Raw genomic sequence first — 14,262 nt, 5'->3', positions numbered from 1 at the left:
AACCTATGAAGAACGGACGCGATCCGGTGATCGTCGGCCTTGCCGACGCGCCTATCGAGGACGGGAAATTCGTCACGAAGGCGTCGGTCTTGGGCCATGCCGCATTGGTGGCAAAGGCCGCCGTCGAAGAAGCCGGCCTGACGCTTGATGATGTTGACGGTCTGCTGACCGCCGGCATGTGGGGGGTGCCGGGGCCGGGACAGCTCGCCACTGTAACGCTGGGCGAATATCTGGGCATCATGCCGACCTACGTTGACGGTACCAATATCGGCGGCTCTGCCTTTGAAGCGCATGTCGCCCACGCCGCGATGGCATTGCGCGAGGGCTATTGCGAGGTTGCGCTGATCGTTTACAGCTCCGACCAGAAATCCCTGCGCAGCCGCAATCTGGGCGGGCGTCCCTCAGTTCTGTCGATGCAGCACGAAACCCCTTACGGGATGCCAACGCCTGTGGGTGGCTACGCGATGGCCGCACAACGTCACATGCACGAATACGGCACGACCTCCGAGAATCTGGCCGAGATTGCCGTTGCCACCCGGAAATGGGCACAGTTGAACCCTGCAGCGACACGGCGCGATCCGCTGACCGTCGACGACGTTCTGTCCAGCACGATGATCTCGGAACCGCTGCACCTGCTCGACTGCTGCCTTGTCACCGACGGCGCGGGCGCCATCGTGATGACCACCGCCGAACGCGCCAAGGACCTCAGGACCAAACCCATTGCGGTCAAGGGCTATGGCGAGGCGCACACCCATTGGGCCATCGCAGAGATGCCCGACCTTGCCCGTCTGCTGCCGGCGCAAAAGGCCGGCGAAACCGCGATGAAAATGGCCGGTGTAAGCCATTCCGACATTGACGTGGTGGAGGTCTACGACAGTTTCACCATCACGGTCCTGCTGACGCTGGAGGCGCTGGGTTTCTGCAAGATCGGCGAAGGCGGCGATTTTGTCTCTGGCCAACGCACGGCGCCGGGCGGCGCCTTTCCGATGAACACCAATGGCGGCGGCCTGTCCGCGCTGCATCCGGGCATGTACGGGATATTCCTGCTGATCGAGGCCACCCGCCAGTTGCGGGGCGTCTGTGGCGACCGGCAGGTCGCGGGAGCCGAGACCGCGTTGGTGCATGGCACCGGGGGCACGCTGTCCTCTGGCGCGACTGTAATTTTGCAAAAGGACTGAGCCGATGAGCACTGAACAACCGCTTCCGGTGATCGACCACGACAGCGCCCCTTATTGGCAGGCCGCGCATGAGGGCCACCTTGACATCCCGCTATGCGGCGATTGTGGCAAGCATCACTTCTATCCACGGGCGATCTGCCCGCATTGCCATTCCGACAATCTGAATTTCGATACGGTCAGCGGGCGGGGCGAGGTGCATACCTTTACCGTCGCCCGCCGCCCGGCGGGCCCGGCCTTTGCTGACGACGTTCCCTATGTTGTCGCGCTGATCGAGCTGGAAGAAGGCCCGCGGATGATGAGCCGGATCCAGACCGACGACCCGGAGAAAGTGCATATCGGGGCCAAGGTCGAAGTGACCTTCGTGAAAGCCAGCGACGAGATCACCTTTCCCTACTTCAGGATGACCTGAGACAGCAGGCACAGGTCCGCGCAACCAATCGTAAAAGGGCCGCCGCAGGTATTTTGCGGCGGCCCCGTTCTTTGAAAGAGCAGTGGCGTCACCCGGTGCTGAGGGTCTGCCGCTCTCCGCGCATAAACCGCCAAACGATCAGACCGGTCAATGCCAGCCCACCGATAATATCGGCCATCGGCGCGGCATAGAACAGCAAGGCAGCCGACGCCAGAAACACCCCCCGCCCAGGTATGGACAGCGTTCCCCGAAAGTAACCGCTCAACCCGACGCTGACCGCAAAGACGGCGGCGCTTGCCACGCCCAGATCCAGAACGATCTGACCGGTCCCGCCCTGCGCCAGAATGCCCGGTCTGAACACAAACAGGAAGGGCACCACATAAACCGCCCCGGCAAGCACCAGTGCACGACCGGCAACTTTCCAGAAATTGGCCCCGGCCAGCGCGGCGGCGGCATAGACGCTGGCGCAGACCGGCGGCGTGATGGCTGACAGAATCGCGTAGTAGAAGACGAACAGATGCGCCGTCAGTTCCGGCAGGCCAAGCCGCACAAGGCTGGGTGCTGCAACCGCCGCCGCCAGAACATAAGAGGCCGTGGTCGGCACATCCATTCCCAGCACGATCGACAGCACAGCCGCCAGCAGCAGGGCAACGATCAGGCCCTGATCGGACACTGAAAACAGCAGGTTCGAGATTTTGACCCCCGCGCCCGTCGCTGTCAGAACCTTGACGACGATCGCGGCACAGGCCAGCAACGCGGCAATCATCACCAGCGCGCGACCGGCCTCGACCATCCCCTCGTAAACGTCGCGGGCCAACCCGGTCCAACATGCCTTCAGCCCCTGCTCCCGTGTGTCGCGGCCAAAGGGGCGCACGGCTGCACAGGCCAAGATCAAAACGATGATCGACGCGGCACCGGCAAAGCTTGGCGTGTAGCCCTGGAACAGGAAATAGACCACCGTTGCGATAGGCAGGAACAGCGGGATCGCCTTGTCGGGTGCCAGGAAATCCGCCGGTTTCGGCATTTCGTTTTTCGGTGTGGGCTGAAGGCCCGTGCGGCGTGCATAAAGGTCCACTCCGAGCCATATCGCGAGGTAGTAGAGAAACGCCGGGCCCATCGCTGCCACAGCGATCTGGGTGTAGGGAATGTTCAGGAACTCAGCCATGATGAAGGCCCCCGCCCCCATCACCGGCGGGGTCAACTGACCGGCGGAAGACGCAACCGCCTCGACCGCGCCGGCAAAGGCCGGCGGGTAGCGCAGCCGCTTCATTGTGGGGATCGTAATCGACCCCGTCGCCATCACATTGGCCACCGCCGATCCGGTCACCGTCCCGAACATCGCCGAGGACAGCGCGCAGACCTTCGCAGGGCCGCCGAAGGTGCGCCCGGCGATCCATGTCGCCATCTTCATGAACACGTCGGTCGCCCCGGTGGACAAAAGCAATGCCCCCAGAAGCACATAGATCGTGATGACCCGCGCGCCGACATCCGCAAGATAGCCGAAAATACCGGTGGTCGAGCTGTAGAAGGTTTCGACCGCCGTGCGGGCCGAAACGCGCGGCGGGCGCCAGCCCCCGTCGATCAGATCGTATCCGAAGTAATAATAAAGAACGGTAATCAGTGCCAGCAAGGGCAGGAACCACCCGATCACCCGCCGGGCCGCTTCGAGCGTCAGCAAGACGGCCAGCAACCCGGCCGCCTTGTCGAGCGGCCCGTACTGTACCATGATGTCGGAAAAGCGATCCCGGTTGAGGATCACATAGAGGCACACGCCAAAGGCCAGCAGCCCGAGCGTGATGTCGATGGTCCGCTCCAGCCCGTTTCGACCGCCGGTCCGCGCTGCACGCGCGGCGTAAAGGAAAAACGCACCGCCCAGACCGAAGCCGATAAAGATCGGTCGTTGAACCAGCGGTTCGAACTGTCCGAACAGGGCATTGTAGAAATGCAAAGCGACAAATGCCGCAAACAGCGCGCCGAGCGCCTGTGTTCCGCGCCGTTGCCAGGGCGAAGCCTCGGCCGATGAGTGTCTCATTGTCGTGTTCCCTTTCAGGCGGCGGGGCGCAAATGGCGCCCCACTCGACCGGTCCTTCCGACCGGCAGCGTGACCGTCCGCAGTGCGGAATCAGTTACCCATGGCTTCTTTCCAGTAGCGCGCCGCGCCCGGATGATAGACGATACCGGCCTCCATCGTCGCGACGGCATCGGCGGCGATGTCGTACTCCGCCAATTGCGGCCAGGCCTCGACCAGCAGGTCCATGTTCTGGTGGATGCTGCGCGAGATGTCATAGGCCGTGTCGTCGTCCATGACGCCGGTGCGTGTCAGGAAAAAGACGTTGAGCTTGGGCACCCGCATCTCCTCGGACCCCGCAATAAGGCCTGCGGGAAGGGTTGTGAAACCGACGCCTTCCATGGCTTGTGTCGCCGCTTTTTCCTGCTCTTCGGAGAATCCGATCAACCGCATCTCTGTGCTGGTCATCAACTCTTGCAAGGTCGCATCGACAGAGTTTGCGGCCCCGTATTTGCTGTAGCCGATGATCTGGCGGTTCTTGATGCCTTCCACCGCGTCCCCGACGGCTCCGTGCACGAGGTCGGCGTTGATGTCGAACATCGACAGGACGGTGGTTGTCAGGTTCTCGGCAGCAGATCCGCGAATACCTGGATTGAATTTCTTGCCATCCAGATCGTCAAGCGTGGCCACACCCGATGCTTCGGTTGCGGCAATCAGCAGCACCGACGCGCTGTAGGGATACAGCGCCACCGTATCGGCAATGGCGTTTCCGTCGAACTTGCCGGTTCCGTTTCGGGCAGCGATCAGAATGTCAGTGGTGGCAAGGCCGAGATCGATTTCATCCCGCGCGAGGCGCAGAACATTGTCCACGCTGGCGCCGGTTTCGATCACGTTGACGGTGGTATCCTCCATACCGGTCTCGATCGCCTTGCTCATCGCGACCGAGATCGTAAAGTGGCTGGACGTCGGGCTCGTGGTCCCCATCGTAAGGTCTTTGGCCGAAACCGCGCCGCCCACAAGAAGGGCACTGAGCGCCACTGCGGTGCCGATGGCCCCCCTGCTTCCGATTGTTTTGCGTTTGAACATGTCTTCCTCCCAGTTGTTGTTCAGAATTACCCGTACTTGCGCGTCAGGCGCGCAAAGTTCCGGTCTTGTCGATCCGCTCACGCAGAGCCGTCAGTTCCTCCTCTGTTGGCAGCGGCGTTTGCGGCACGTTCTGAGTGATCCCAAGGTCAAACCCCGTGTGGCGCTGAACCTCTGCGGCCGTATGGCCCGCGTGGACAGATTTCAGTCGCATCCGCAGCGTCGCCGGGTCGAAATCCAGAACCGCGCGGGGTGTCACTACGAACCGCGGCCCTTCGTTGGTCAGGCCGGCGACGCGCTTTGCCTCGGGGCCGGAAAGGTGCCCCGGTATGGTGACGAAATCTACTTTTTCGACAAAATTCCGCGTCGTATGAAGCGTCGGGCAGATGTAGAACCGCGTCGAAGTGTGGCAGTAGGACAGGTTGGCCGCCCCCGGTCCGCGCACCTTGGGCGCGTGCAGCGTGCCACCGACGTGATGCAGGTTGATGTTGCCATAGGCGTCATGCTGCAACCCGCTGTGAAAGAAGAATTCCAGCCCGTGATGGCTGTGGCCGAACAGCTCGATGAACGTCTCTGCGGCCTCGCAGCGGCCCAAAGCGCGGTCGTCCAGCATAGAGGGATAGAGCCGTCCCGGCTCGGGGTTGAAGAACATCTCTCCGCCGACTGTCAGGTTGGGTGCGTGCAGTTCGCGCGCCAGTGCGATCGCCGCCATCGGCACCAAGGCCGCAGCACCCGCCGCGCCCAGTTCGCCATCGGCCAGATCGCGGGCCAGCACCACGACCATCTGCTCAAGGGGGGAAATCGCAGCACTCATCCTTTCCGCGTCTCCGCGTTAAGCTGCGCGAGATATTCTGCGCCCCCGACTGTTTTGATATAGTCTTCCTGATCTTTAGGCCCGGTCACATGGCGCGCGATGTAGGCATCCAGCCCCGCGCGGTCGCCGGCCCGGGCGGCGTCGCCCAGATCGGCGTAGGCGTCGATATGATCCTCGTCCATCGCGTAATTGGGGAAGCTCGCGGTGGGATGCGCGCCGTAAGGCACTTCGACCACGGCGTCGACATAGTGTGATGGCACCGTGACCCGTGACGGGTCATCAAGGATCACCTCGTCCGGCACGATCCTGTCCACGCTGGCAATGACCATGTCCGAGGCGCGCGCCATCAGCTGATCGGCATAGACCATCGTGCTGAGATGGCGCAGGTTCCCCCAGCGGTCGGCTTCCTGCGCGTGCAGGAAGGTCACGCGGGGCCGGATCGGTCCGACGGCGTGGATGCGGCGGCCCGAAAACGGACAGTCGATTTCGCGGATCAGCGGATTGTGCTTCAGCACGTCCGACCCCCGCAGCGCGTCGATCGGCTGAAACGGCACACCGTGGGCCGACGCCATCAGCCCCCCAACTACGGTCAAGGCATCAAGTGCATGGGCAGTCACCTGCCCCGCCTCGACCGCGCTTCTGAAATTGGGGCAAAGACGGTTCTCCAGCGTGACGCCGGGAATGAACACCTGCTCGACCGCGCCCGCCGCGATCATCAGATCGACGTCATAGCCCGCACCGGGCGAGGAATAGATATGCAGGCCCTTTGCCCCCACCGCCAGCAGCCCGCGCACCAGAGCGACCGGCCTGCCCTGCTTGAACAGCCCGCCAAGGCACAGGTCCGGACGTTCCCGCAAAGCGTCCCGGGCCCGGCGCGCTGCGTCCTGCAGCCCCGTGACCTTGCTGCGGCGCGTGAGTGTCGTTTGGCCTTCCATTGTTCGGTACGTCGCTCCGATGCTGCTGTTTTACCGGGCCGACCGCCGGGGAGTTTTCGCAGAACAACTGTACTCGACCGCACGCGATCCAGCACCTTCCGGGATGTGACGGAGGTGATCGAACACATATGTGCGATTGGCCGCGCAGGGCGCATGGCGCAGGATCAGGACATCAGAGCGGGCCTGCCGACGACAATGAGAGCAATGAGAAGGATGCTGACCAGACCGAACAGCCCGTTCCATCTCAAACCGATGGTCAGGGGCCGTTCCCTGACGATGGAAGACGCATAAACGACGGCGGTGATGGCAAGCCTCATACAAATGATGCTGCTCCATCCACCGGCCAGCGCAAGGCCCGGAGCAAGGGGTGACAAACCATCCACGCCGATGCGAATGACCACTTCCGCCAGCAACACCACCGAGATCATCGGGTGCATACCCAGCAGCCCCGTCAGGAATACCGTCATGATCAACAGCACAACGGTCACGTCAGGCCGCGTTGCGATCCAGCCAAGAGGGTCGGCAATCCATTCGACGGGACGACCTAAAGTGCGACAAGGCCGATGAACCCCGCCGAAGCGGTAACGCTCATTTCGGTCGCGAATCCCGGTGCCCGTTTCACGAACCGTCGCGACGTGTCGGAAATGCTGCCGGCAGACCCGACCAGAGAAGGGCATAAACCGGCACGATGGTAATCAGGACGGTTTGGAAACTGTATTCCGTCGCTCTGTCCAGTATCACGACGATGCCACCCAGCATAAGGATATGACCCACAACGACTACGACCGACCAACAGGCCCAGCCCGGCAAGGCCCCGGTCAGGGGCGCAACCCTGCCGCGCGCCGACGGCGGACGTCACCATTCGACCGAGTCGAACAACCCCCCCCAAAGAAAAAGCACCCCGGCCAGCCGGGTTTCGTGCGGCGGGCCGTTTCAGAGCATCAATGGACGGCATCTGCACCCGCTGTTACGAGGCATTTGGCCTGCCTGCAAAGCTGCGCCAGTTCCGGACACGCTGGTCGGGCTGCGATGTTCTGGATGCCAGCTTCATCCGCTGCGGCCCGCAATGCGCCTTTGCCTTCCAGACCATTCGCGCAGACATCCCCAACCGCAGTTGCGCTTCGCTTCAACGTTATTCCGACACGTCCGGCGTTTGATCTCCAAAAGGGTTCAGATGAAGGATGGCCGTCCGGCTGCTTTAACCCTGCGGGGATCACAACGCGATAGCCCAGTTCAACACATATGTGCGAAAAGGGGGTCATCTGAATTGATAGCACCTCCTGACTTGGGGCAATGTGCAGTACCAGAGAGGATCAGGACATGGTCAGCGATTTCACCCGCCGTCTGACGCGGTTCATCACCGCGCGGCATCGGCTGGACACGCCAAATGCCGAGCAGGCCGCGCTATGCGTGGAAGATACGGTGGCTGTTATCTACGGCGGCTGGCACGCGCCGGTGGTCCGCCGGCTGGCGGCACTTGACGGGGACGAGGCCGCAACACCGGTGGGTTCCGTCGGAGAGCGCGGCGTCGAACGGGTCGCGTTCCTCAACGCCGTTGCCGGTCATGCGCTGGATTTCGACGATGTCCACACCCTCAGCGTCACCCACCCCAGCGTAGTGCTGGTGCCCGCGCTGCTGGCCATGGCAGAGGCTCGACCCGAGACGACCGCCCGCGTCGGCCCCGCGCTTGCGGTGGGAACAGCCGTCAATGTGGCGCTGGGTCAGGTTCTGGGCTTTGGTCACTACGCCAAGGGCTGGCACGCCACATCGACGATCGGGGCTGTAGCTGCTGCGGCGGCGGTCGCGCATCAGCTTGCCCTCGACGAAGCGGCAACCGGCAACGCGCTGGCGCTGGCCGCATCGCAGGCCGGTGGATTGCAGATCAATTTCGGCGCGATGGCCAAACCGATCCAGGCCGGCAATGCTGCCCTCGTCGGGGTGCGGGCCGCCCGCATGGCCGAGGCCGGAATCACCGCCGCACCCGATATTTTCGCGCCGCGCGGATTCTTCGATCTTTATGCCGGTCCGGACGGGCTTGCTGCCGACCCTGCCAAGGTGGAGCCAAGAATTGATCTCGGCAGCGTGTCACGCAAGCTTTATCCCTGCTGCTATCTCACCCACAGGATGATCGCCGCAGGGCGGCACCTTTACGCCCAACGCGGAGGAAACGCGGTGCCCGATGGCTCTGTGATCGAAATGACAGTGCCAAAGGGCGTCATGCTGCCCCTGCATATCGTTGATCCCAACGATGGAACAGAAGCCAAGTTCTGCGCCGCCTATACCTTGTCGGCAGCCTTGCATCAGGGCCGGGTCGGGCTTGCGGATTTCGAGGACGACAGTCCTCACCGCCCCGAGATCCGCCGTCTCATGAGCATGGTAATCATCGAAACCAAACCGGACGCGGGACCGGATCGCGTCGGTGTGGACCACGGAGCGGTCCATGTCCGCCTGCGCAGGGGGAACGAAACCCTTGCCGAAACCTCGGTCGCGGCGCATCCCGGTTCGCCCGCAGACCCGGCAAGTCCCGCCGAGATCGGTGAGAAGATCGCCGATTGTCTTGAGAAATACCGCAAGAACGGTGGCACGCCACCCGCCACCGGGGCGTTTCGTAAGGAACTGCGCACACGTCTTCATCTGCCGCCGCTGCGCGATCCGGCGACCCCCGATGGCAAATCGGACCGGTCCCGGAACAGAACACCGGGACAGGGCGCTGCTGCCGCCAACCAAGCACCTTTTGAAAGGACCACCTGATGGAATCAATGATCCATGACATGGCCGAGCGGCTTTTCCGCGACCATGTCCACCATCGCCTGCGCGCGGATGCCGCTGCCGGGCAATGCCCCGAGACGCTCTGGACCCGGATCGAAGAGGCCGGGCTGCACATGGCCCTGGTGCCCGAAGAGGCTGGCGGTTTCGGCGTGCCCGCCGCCGAGGCGCTTGGGCTGGTGCGCGTTGCCGGTGCGCACGGCTTGCCATTGCCTCTGGCCGAAACACTGATTGCAAATGCGGTGCTGGCGGGCGCGGGTTTGGCGCTGCCCCGCGGCAGGCTGACCATCGCCGAGGACGCGGCGCTGCGGCTGGAACGGCGCGGCGGTGCTCTCCATGCGAGCGGTCACCTGGCGATGGTGCCTTTTGCCCGCTGGGCGGACCGGATCGTGACCATCGCCGCGCTGGACGGCGTCAACCATGTTCTGTCCCTGCCGGTCAAGGATCTGACAGTCACCCCGGCGCAGGATCTCGCCGGGATGCCGCGCGACGATGTTGCGGTCGACCTTGCGCTAACGGACGCTGATGCCGCTCCCGCGTACCGATCAATGGGCGGAATGCGCGGGCTTGGTGCGCTTGTCCGCAGTCTGGCCACGGCCGGCGCGCTGGAGACTATCCTGCGGATGAGCGTCGAATACGCCAATGATCGGGTGCAATTCGGGCGGCCGATCGGCAAGTTTCAGTCGATACAACAATACCTCGCGACAATGGCCGGAGAAACCGCCGCGGCGCGTGCGGCCGCCGAAATGGCGGCCGGCAGCTATGACACCGCCGCCTTCGCGCTGACCGTTGCCGCCGCCAAAAGCCGCTCCGGAGAAGCTGCGCAGACGGTCGGTGCGCTGGCCCACCAGATTCACGGGGCCATCGGCTATACTGAGGAACATGCGCTGCACCATTTCACCAAACGGATCTGGAGCTGGCAAGACGAGTTCGGCACCGAATTGGACTGGAACAGGGAATTGGGGCGTGCCGCCCTGTCGAGCCCCCACGACACTTTCTGGCACTTCATCACCGACAGCACTGCACAAGGCGTTCTGACATGACACTCACCGCATTCCCCCCGCCCCCGTCCGGCGCCGATCACAACGACCTGCGCCAGGAGGTCCGCGCGTTCCTGGCTGAGGAACTGGCCGATTTCTCGCCCGAGAAGCGTGCGAAATCATGGAACGGGTTCAGCCGGGACTTCTCGCGCAAGCTGGCGCAACGCGGCTGGGTCGGTATGACCTTTCCCGAGGAATACGGCGGCCACGCGCGCAGCGCGCTGGAACGCTATGTCGTGTCCGAAGAACTGCTGGCCGCCGGCGCGCCGGTAATCGCGCACTGGATCGCCGACCGCCAAAGTGGCCCTCTGATTCTGGCCAAGGGAACCGAAGAGCAAAAACGCGCGATCGTGCCGCGCATCGCTGCGGGCGAGCTGTGTTTCTGCATCGGGATGAGCGAACCCGATTGCGGCTCAGACCTCGCGGCGACGCGCACCGTCGCCACCGAAGTCGAGGGCGGTTTCCGCGTCAACGGCACCAAGGTCTGGACGACCTACGCCCATGTGGCCGATTACATGATCCTGTTTTGCCGCACCGGCAAGAGCGACGACCGCCACGGCGGGATGAGCCAGCTTCTGGTCGACCTCAAGGCCACGAAGAATATCCAGATCAGCCCGATCATCGACATGGCCGGAGAGCATCATTTCAATCAGGTGATTTTCGATGACACGTTCCTGCCATCCGACGCGCTTCTGGGCGAAAAGGGCGAGGGCTGGTCACAAGTCATGAGCGAACTGGCTTTCGAACGCAGCGGACCGGAACGGTTCCTGTCGTCCTTTGCCCTGATCGAGGAACTGATCCGATTGCTGCGGCAAGACGCCACAGAGGCCCAACAGGCCGAGATCGGCCGCCTGTCCGCGCATCTGATGGTGCTGCGGCAAATGTCGCGCTCGGTCGCCGGGATGCTGAACGTGGGCAAGAACCCCGCGCTTCAGGCCGCCATCGTCAAGGATCTCGGCGCGCTCTTCGAGCAGGATATCCCGCGTCTGGCCCGAAGCCTGATTTCACGTCCGGCCGTGCCCGGAGGACGCGACAGCTATGCGGCGGTGCTGGCCTATACCGAACTTGCGGTGCCGTCGTTCTCGCTCCGGGGGGGCACCCGCGAGATCCTGCGCGGCATCATCGCACGCGGGTTGGGCCTGCGGTAACGAAGGGGTCCGACCGGACGGATCGGCGCGCACCTAATTCAGGGCAGTTCCGGTCTGGTCCGGACGATAGCCTAGCGCAAGAGAAAGCTGTTCGGCGCTCGCTTTGGCCGCTGTCACGCACAGTTTCCGGTTCCGGGCGGCGCGTTCCAGCGGCGCGCCGATCACCAAAGCCCCTGCGAGATTTCCATCGGCACGAAACACGGGAACTCCGAAGCCCGCTGCATCGACATGCGCCGTACCGACCGTTCTGGCGTAACCGGTTTCACGAATTTCCGAAACCATGTGCCGCAATGCGTTTTCGTCGGTGATCGAATTGCCGGTAAGCGGCGTCAGTTCCGTCCGTTCGAAGTAGGCATCAAGCTCCTCTGGGGTGTCATAGGCCAGCATGACAAGACCCGATGCCGAACAGAACAAAGGCCGGTCGACTCCCGTCTGGGCCACGTACCGCACGGGCTGCGGGCTTTCGATGACCGACGAATAGACCACACGATCGCCATCGCGAACAGCGTAGAGGACCGTCTCGCCGGTCTGTTTGACGAGGTCGTTCATTACCCCGCGCAGGACCGACCCGAACGGGTGGTTGGCCAGGATGGACTGGGCGAACTGAAAAATCCGTGGCCCGAGGAAATACGCGTCGTTCTCGCGCATCAGGTAACTCATTTCAGTGAGGGGGCGCAGCAGCACCAGCAAACTGCTCTTAGGGCAATCCAGCGCGCTGCTGAGTTCGGACAGGGACATGCGCCGGTTGCTTTGCGCGAGCAGATCGAAAAGCGACAGAATGCGGTTTAGCGACCGTGGCCCTTCCGATGTGCGTCCGGCAGATCCAATTCCGTCAGATTGCGCGGTTTTCATGGTCGACGCCTCCAGTTTCGCGATGCGACAAGGTATTGGCAAAACCAAAGCGGCAGTCCACCCATATTCGGCCGGGATCGGACCTGCGCAGCGTACCAAAAAAGGTCTAGTCCTCTCCCGGTTCCTTGTCCGCCGTGCGTGCCTTGATCATCCGCAGGGGCGTGTAGTCCAGCACCTGCTCCCCGGTTTGTTTGAAAACCCTGTTCCGGGTCCGAACCAGGCCGCGGTTCGGCCGGCTCTTCGAGCGGCGCGACTCGATGACCTCGACCTCGCAATGGATCGTGTCCCCCGCGAAGGTCGGCCCCAGAACCTTCAGCTCCATTTCCAGAAAGGCAAAGCCCGTGTGTTGCATCGTGGACTGGGTCAGCAGACCCTCCATGAAGGTATAGACAAGCGCGCCGGGGGCGGCGAAGCCGTCGATATTGGATTCCTTTTCGCGAAAGTCGCTGTTGATGAACAACACTTCGAGCATGCCGGTGACACTGACGAAATTCGTGATGTCTGTTTCGGTCACAGTACGGCCGATGGTCCGAAATTCGCGCCCCACCGGCAAATCTTCATAACAAAATCCAAGGCCCACAGTTTCCATGCCGCTCTTTCTCCTGTCGAGTCCCATCTGGTGCGAAGGTACGGCCACGCCAGTCCCGCGACCTGAACATTCCCCGCTTTCCGCAGGTTAAGGTGCAACAGCGAGACTAATCAATCGAAGCGGCCACTTTTGTGGGGCGCACTCGAATCAAGCACATCCGTGATGAATCCGGTTTGGCGGTCCGTTTCGCCGTTCTCGATGCGACATTGCACATATGTGGTTTCGCACGACCACCGGGCGTTAGTGTTTGGTCAGGCCCGATAGCCAACCTACCGTCGGCCAACACCCACTCGATCTTCACAACTGCAAGGAGGTACTCCGGCATGAATTTCGGATTTTCCGAGGAGCAGGATACCATACGCGAAACACTGGCCCGGATGCTGGGCGATCACGCCACCCTGAAGAGCGCGCACAACCGGCTCGACGGCGCCGACGGGTTCGATACGGCCACCTGGTCCGTACTGGCCGATGGCGGCTGGCTTGGCCTCGCCATATCGGAAGCGGAGGGTGGCGCAGGGATGGGCGCGGTGGAACTGGCGATCCTTGCCGAGGAAATCGGTCGCAGTCTGGCCGCAGTACCTTACCTGCCGGCCCTGTGTATGGCGGTTCCGGCCCTTCAATCCGCCGGAACGCAAGACCAGCGCACATCGCTTCTGCCCGGCATAGCCAAAGGCCGCACGATCATAGCCACGGCGCTTGCCGAGGGCGGCGGGCTCGCACCCGATACCGTATCGGCAAAAGTGGTGCAGGATCGTCTTTCGGGACAGAAAGCGCCGGTCACGTTCGGTGCCGAGGCGACCCACGCTCTTGTCGCTGCGACCGATGAGGAAGGCACGCCGCGTCTTTATCTTGCGGATCTTTCCGGCTCGGGCGTGACAATCGGTGCGCTCGACCCGATCGACCGCACACGTCCGGCGGCCAGAATCGACTTCGACAACGCGCCGGTCGAGCTGCTGCCCGGCTCGGACCCTGCGGCGATCCGGCGGCTGCTGGACGGCGCCGCAGTGCTGGCCGCCTTCGAACAGATCGGCCTAGCGGAGCGCGCCCTTGCCCTGACCACGGACTATGCCGGCGAGCGGCACGCGTTCGGGCGTGCGATTGGCGGGTTTCAGGCGGTAAAGCACCGGCTCGCGGACATGTTCGCCAAAATTGAATTGGCGCGGTCCAATGCCTTCTTCGGTGCCTGGGCGCTGGCGAGCGGTGACAGTCGACTGCCCGAAGCGGCCGCAGTCGCGCGCCTCACCGCTCTCGATGCCGTGCAATTCGCCACTGAGGAATCGATCCAGCTGCACGGCGGTATCGGATTCACATGGGCGGCCGACCCGCATCTGTTCTTGCGGCGTGGCTGGCAGTTGAAGGCCGAACTTGGCACGGCGGCCATATGGCGCGAGCGGCTGCTCGGGCATCTGGCGACACCTCTACGGGCCGCAAGCTGACAGG

14 protein-coding genes are annotated in these 14,262 nt (G+C 63.1%); 7 read left to right on the top strand and 7 right to left on the bottom strand.

The genetic code is table 11. The features are described from left to right. Nucleotides 1-5 precede the first annotated feature (5 nt). The gene (locus BUC08_RS21855) at nt 6-1,178 is read left to right on the top strand and encodes an acetyl-CoA acetyltransferase (RefSeq protein WP_037929887.1); all 1,173 of its coding nucleotides are present in this window, start codon (nt 6-8) and stop codon (nt 1,176-1,178) included. Between the two features lie 4 nt (nt 1,179-1,182). Continuing rightward, complete coding sequence (locus BUC08_RS21850; protein WP_037929891.1) at nt 1,183-1,587, top strand: Zn-ribbon domain-containing OB-fold protein; 405 nt, start codon at nt 1,183-1,185, stop codon at nt 1,585-1,587. 88 nt (nt 1,588-1,675) lie between these two features. On the opposite strand, the gene BUC08_RS21845 is transcribed toward BUC08_RS21850, so the two are convergent. The 5 genes from BUC08_RS21845 to BUC08_RS25055 form a co-directional block, all read right to left on the bottom strand. Next, a complete protein-coding gene (locus BUC08_RS21845; RefSeq protein WP_224556211.1) occupies nt 1,676-3,619 on the bottom strand; it encodes a TRAP transporter permease in 1,944 nt (647 codons plus the stop codon). A gap of 90 nt (nt 3,620-3,709) precedes the next feature. Beyond that, a complete protein-coding gene (locus BUC08_RS21840) occupies nt 3,710-4,681 on the bottom strand; it encodes a TAXI family TRAP transporter solute-binding subunit (RefSeq protein WP_037929894.1) in 972 nt (323 codons plus the stop codon). A gap of 43 nt (nt 4,682-4,724) precedes the next feature. After that, the gene (locus tag BUC08_RS21835; protein ID WP_037929896.1) at nt 4,725-5,492 is read right to left on the bottom strand and encodes a CoA-transferase; all 768 of its coding nucleotides are present in this window, start codon (nt 5,490-5,492) and stop codon (nt 4,725-4,727) included. Next, entirely contained in the window at nt 5,489-6,427 is a 939-nt protein-coding gene (locus BUC08_RS21830) for a CoA transferase subunit A (RefSeq protein ID WP_037929899.1), read from the bottom strand. Before BUC08_RS21830 ends, BUC08_RS21835 begins: the two co-directional genes overlap by 4 nt. A gap of 164 nt (nt 6,428-6,591) precedes the next feature. Continuing rightward, nucleotides 6,592-6,915 (bottom strand): hypothetical protein, encoded by a 324-nt coding sequence (locus BUC08_RS25055; RefSeq protein WP_224556213.1) that lies wholly within the window; start codon nt 6,913-6,915, stop codon nt 6,592-6,594. 456 nt (nt 6,916-7,371) lie between these two features. Between BUC08_RS25055 and BUC08_RS21820 the strand changes: the two genes are divergently transcribed. The 4 genes from BUC08_RS21820 (at nt 7,372) to BUC08_RS21805 (ending at nt 11,381) form a co-directional block, all read left to right on the top strand. Beyond that, nucleotides 7,372-7,584, top strand: a complete 213-nt coding sequence (locus tag BUC08_RS21820) for a hypothetical protein (protein ID WP_037929902.1) — start codon at nt 7,372-7,374, stop codon at nt 7,582-7,584. 163 nt (nt 7,585-7,747) lie between these two features. After that, on the top strand, nt 7,748-9,178 hold the full coding sequence (locus BUC08_RS21815) for an MmgE/PrpD family protein (RefSeq protein WP_037929905.1): 1,431 nt from the start codon (nt 7,748-7,750) through the stop codon (nt 9,176-9,178). Next, nucleotides 9,178-10,236 (top strand): acyl-CoA dehydrogenase family protein, encoded by a 1,059-nt coding sequence (locus BUC08_RS21810; protein WP_037929907.1) that lies wholly within the window; start codon nt 9,178-9,180, stop codon nt 10,234-10,236. The genes BUC08_RS21815 and BUC08_RS21810 overlap by 1 nt, the downstream gene beginning before the upstream one ends. After that, nucleotides 10,233-11,381 (top strand): acyl-CoA dehydrogenase family protein, encoded by a 1,149-nt coding sequence (locus tag BUC08_RS21805; protein ID WP_037929910.1) that lies wholly within the window; start codon nt 10,233-10,235, stop codon nt 11,379-11,381. Before BUC08_RS21810 ends, BUC08_RS21805 begins: the two co-directional genes overlap by 4 nt. Nucleotides 11,382-11,414: 33 nt before the next feature. On the opposite strand, the gene BUC08_RS21800 is transcribed toward BUC08_RS21805, so the two are convergent. Together BUC08_RS21800 and BUC08_RS21795 are read right to left on the bottom strand one after the other, a co-directional pair. Beyond that, nucleotides 11,415-12,233, bottom strand: coding sequence for an IclR family transcriptional regulator (locus BUC08_RS21800; protein ID WP_073194533.1), 819 nt, complete (start codon nt 12,231-12,233; stop codon nt 11,415-11,417). Between the two features lie 106 nt (nt 12,234-12,339). Further along, entirely contained in the window at nt 12,340-12,822 is a 483-nt protein-coding gene (locus tag BUC08_RS21795) for a MaoC family dehydratase (protein WP_037929914.1), read from the bottom strand. Nucleotides 12,823-13,145: 323 nt separating this feature from the next. Here BUC08_RS21795 and BUC08_RS21790 point away from each other — a divergent pair, with 323 nt between their 5' ends. Further along, nucleotides 13,146-14,258, top strand: coding sequence for an acyl-CoA dehydrogenase family protein (locus BUC08_RS21790; protein WP_037929918.1), 1,113 nt, complete (start codon nt 13,146-13,148; stop codon nt 14,256-14,258). The last annotated feature ends 4 nt before the right edge of the window (nt 14,259-14,262 follow it).

It is taken from the genome of Pseudosulfitobacter pseudonitzschiae (genome assembly GCF_900129395.1).
Taxonomy (GTDB): Bacteria; Pseudomonadota; Alphaproteobacteria; order Rhodobacterales; family Rhodobacteraceae; genus Pseudosulfitobacter; species Pseudosulfitobacter pseudonitzschiae.
Note: the sequence above shows the minus strand (reverse complement) of the source record. Positions and strands in the feature narration are given on the sequence as shown.